The 3,588-nt window shown below is 42.4% G+C and carries 4 protein-coding genes; 1 reads left to right on the top strand and 3 read right to left on the bottom strand.

Translation table 11 applies throughout. From position 1 onward, the window contains the following. Nucleotides 1-245 precede the first annotated feature (245 nt). Together QT974_RS32600 and QT974_RS32595 are read right to left on the bottom strand one after the other, a co-directional pair. Nucleotides 246-608, bottom strand: coding sequence for a DUF5615 family PIN-like protein (locus QT974_RS32600; protein WP_333472503.1), 363 nt, complete (start codon nt 606-608; stop codon nt 246-248). Further along, nucleotides 608-949 (bottom strand): DUF433 domain-containing protein, encoded by a 342-nt coding sequence (locus QT974_RS32595; protein ID WP_333472502.1) that lies wholly within the window; start codon nt 947-949, stop codon nt 608-610. Before QT974_RS32595 ends, QT974_RS32600 begins: the two co-directional genes overlap by 1 nt. A gap of 405 nt (nt 950-1,354) precedes the next feature. Here QT974_RS32595 and QT974_RS32590 point away from each other — a divergent pair, with 405 nt between their 5' ends. After that, nucleotides 1,355-1,978 carry a COP23 domain-containing protein gene (locus QT974_RS32590; protein WP_333472501.1) on the top strand — a complete coding sequence of 208 codons (624 nt, stop codon included), beginning with the start codon at nt 1,355-1,357 and terminating at the stop codon, nt 1,976-1,978. Nucleotides 1,979-2,202: 224 nt separating this feature from the next. Here the strand turns inward: QT974_RS32590 and QT974_RS32585 are convergent, their stop codons facing one another. Continuing rightward, a complete protein-coding gene (locus QT974_RS32585) occupies nt 2,203-3,333 on the bottom strand; it encodes a GUN4 domain-containing protein (protein ID WP_333472500.1) in 1,131 nt (376 codons plus the stop codon). Nucleotides 3,334-3,588 lie beyond the last annotated feature (255 nt).

The raw sequence follows: 3,588 nt of genomic DNA, 5'->3' as shown, positions 1-3,588 counted from the left end.
AAACTCGGCGGTTGAAACCGCGTCTACACAAACAAAGTCCGCCTTCGCGGACTAAGAAAATTACCGGGTATTTAAGTCTGATTTGATATCAATATTCTTCAGTCGGCGGAGGCCGACTTCGTTTGTGTAGAAGCGATTTCAATCGCCGATGCGATCTGAATATTCTTCAGTCGGCGGAGGCCGACTTCGTTTGTGTAGAAGCGATTTCAATCGCCGAATCTTATCTATATTGTCCGCCAGATAAATTAATTCAACGGGATAAATTCAATTCGATCTTGATATTCATTTTCAAAAGATGCTCCAGCAATTTCAATTAATTCGTCAATCACTTTGCCCATATCTGCATTCAAGCGAATTGTGAGAATTCCTAGAACGTGACGACCTTCGGCTGTATGATCTGACAAATGAACTGGCATTGAGCGTCGGTTATTCGTAACGAGGATAAAGTTATTCTCCTCGCACCAACATAAAATTTCTGGGTCTTTCGTTCCTTTCGGCGGAACACCTTCATCACCAACCATCAAAACAACAAGATCGGACTGATGATACAAAAGCTGCACCCGATATTCAGGATCGATATTTTCGTCTAACAGATATTTAACGGTCATTAATAAACTCGATCTAGTTGTTGAGATTTCTTATTTTGTTCCCTAAGCTGACGCATTTTTAAGACAAAAGGTGATGGATTGCGATCGTATTCAGCTTCAGCTTTGAGGCAATATTCTAACCAATCTCCTACATATTTACCTACAGTTTTTGTATTTTCCAGATAGTACAAAATCGTAGCATAAACTTGAGCCATAGTCACTGTCCGAAATTTTTGAGCTATGGCTTCTGGAGTTTGGCCGCGGTGGATGTATTCGTAGAGAATGTGTTCGATACCGACGCGGGTTCCTTTGATGCGGATATCTTCTGGTGTTAAAAATTCAAAGTAATCTTCTAATTGCATAATTGTTTATCATTTTTACTGTGAGTTTTGAGTGTATACTGAGTGTAGCACATTGGCTACTGCAACTCCCCCCAGTCCGGCAGGGGTTGAAACCCCTGCCTCAAAGCGAAAGTCCTCGCTATGAGGACTAAAGAAATTATCAGTCATCTTCTCAGTCCTCTTTAGAGGACTTTCGCTATTAGCCAGGGGTTTGAACCCCTGGCGGTTTTCGGGAATACGTTAGTTAGCTGATGTAGAAAATTTCAACTTATTTAGAACTTGCGTGTCGAGACCAAAGAAACCGGGTTTTTTGCAGTTTTTACGGTTTTCAACGAAGTATTGTCGAAAAAAACCCGGTTTCTGACTCCCCGTAAGTCCTATTATCGCTCTTGTTGTCTATCAAAATTTTATCGAGGATTCTGTACCGTGAGTAATAGTGGAAAGTTCTTTAACGTCGCAAACCTGACTATCGGCGTACTAGGTTTGTTAGCGGCTGTTGGCGGTGCGGGAATTGCTGTTGTTCAAGGTTGGACGCCCCTGTTGATTGGACAAAACGCTCGTTTTTCCTGCGAACTTCGCCCAGATACTCAGCGGGGAGGTGAAGTTTGGACTGTCATGTACCGTCACGATAAAGGTCAACAACCTTGGCTAAAAATGGTCACAACTTTAGGCGGTGATTATACGCCTGTAAGACGCTGCCAAATAATTTCTGAAAGCTTGAACGATTATCGAAAAGATGGTTTAATTCGGTTAGCTTATAGAGAGGAGCCTAAGACGCCGAATCAATACGTGATTTGTGCTAAAACTAAGTTGAATAATAGCGACGATGGTTGTCCGCTGTTGGTGACGTTGAAGCCAGGTAGCGATACGGAGGCTTATCAAGCAATGCGAGATATGACTGAAAATTTGTTGAATGGTGGTAATGCGGTTTATCAAAATAGCGATGGCAAGTTGGCAACTTCTCAGTTTTCTCCGTCTTCGCGAGAGATTGATTTAACTCCTTTTTTGGCAGAGGAGGATCGGATTGCTGGATCTAATTCTGCTAAGTGATATTATACTTGATAGCCAGCGAATGTCATTGCGAACGAAGTGAAGCAATCCCAGAGGCTTGCGATTGCTTCGCTTCACTACGTTTAGATCGCATCGCAATGACATATAAAAATGAGGTCGATTGACATCAGATAAACCCCCAGTTCCAGGTATTGGAAACTCACACACCGCATGACTTCATGGATTTTGCCTCCCTGAAAGTTATTAATAAAAACTAGAAGCCTTTATAGCTTACAATTTACAAGTCTCTGCAACTCGAGAGAAACGTGACAAACCCCAACATCCACACTCCCAATACCACAGCTCACACCCCCCGACGAAAACCACGGAAGGTGGGCAAATGGTGGATTGTCAGTATAATTTGGTAACAACCGCCATGCTCCTTTCTCTCCCTGCATTTTCCAACCGATAGCTTCATAATAAGCTATCGAGACCTTCTCATTATACTCTTTAGTACCACCCAGACTTTGATGAATTTTCTTCTGCACGGAAAAGCCAAAGCGTCCATCACTGTATTTTACCCAAAGTCGATCCATCGCCCGCAAATCTGGACAGGAAAAATTTTCGACATCTTCCACTCTTAGCTCACCTTCTTGTTGTCTCCCCGCCACTTCTAACATTTTGTTAGCAGTTTCCCCATCTGCTTCTTTCCACTTCCCGGCATCCAATAACTGTTCCAGTTTAGTATAGTCTGCTTTAGTAATGGGTTGATTTTCCCAAGACTGATTTGCCTGATAAGTTTTAATCGGAATTCCCCTCGGTAATTTATCCTTCGCCTGGCCGTGAACTGCAACTACTTTACCGCTAGTATCTAAAACAGGCGCGCCACTTATCCCAACAGAAACTTGAGCTGTGTAGTTAATTCCATATCCCTCCGGCAACACAACATTAATTCTCGATACTGAACCTTCCAAAAATTCCGGCGCCAAATCTTCGTTTTGAATAACAGGAAAACCAGAAATATAGATTTTATGTCCTACTTTTAGCTCGTTAGAATCACCAAAATTGACACTTTGATAAGGACAATTTTCCCCAGCAGACTTAAACGTCACCACTGCTAAATCGTAAGTAGGACTTGTTTGAATGCTGTCAGTTGTATGACCTTGTTTATCCTGATAAGTTTGCAGTTTCAAACTATAGCCTTTAACCACATGACCGGCCGTGAGTACAGTGCAAACTCCCTTTTTTCCCGGTACAATAAACCCGGTACCGTGTCCGCCTTGATTTTCGTAGTAAATCAGCACGAGGCTCTTGTTAACTGTTTCAGCAATTTCTTGAGATGACTTCTGCTGTCCGCAGCTTGTTAAGGAGAGTCCGATGAGGGTAAAAATTAGCCAGCAAGAGCGGAATTTCATGAATTTTGCTGATAGTTTTAGGGAATAAGGGAGTAAATGAATAATTTCTACAACAGTGATGTGTTGTTTTCTAGGTAGGAGATTAACATGAAAGTATACCATTTTTTTGAAGTCGTAGCTACGGGTAAGGAGATGGGAGCGATCGGAGGTGAAAAGTTAAGATTAAAAGCCTCTCGATCTCTCGCTGGCAGCCAAGTCTAGATCCCCCTAAATCCCCCTTAAGAAGGGGGACTTTGAAAAGACTCTTGTCCCCCC

Origin of the sequence: Microcoleus sp. BM001215392, assembly GCF_036700185.1 — a bacterium.
In the GTDB taxonomy this organism is placed as follows: domain Bacteria; phylum Cyanobacteriota; class Cyanobacteriia; order Cyanobacteriales; family Microcoleaceae; genus Microcoleus.
This window is presented reverse-complemented; position numbering and strand designations above follow the sequence as displayed.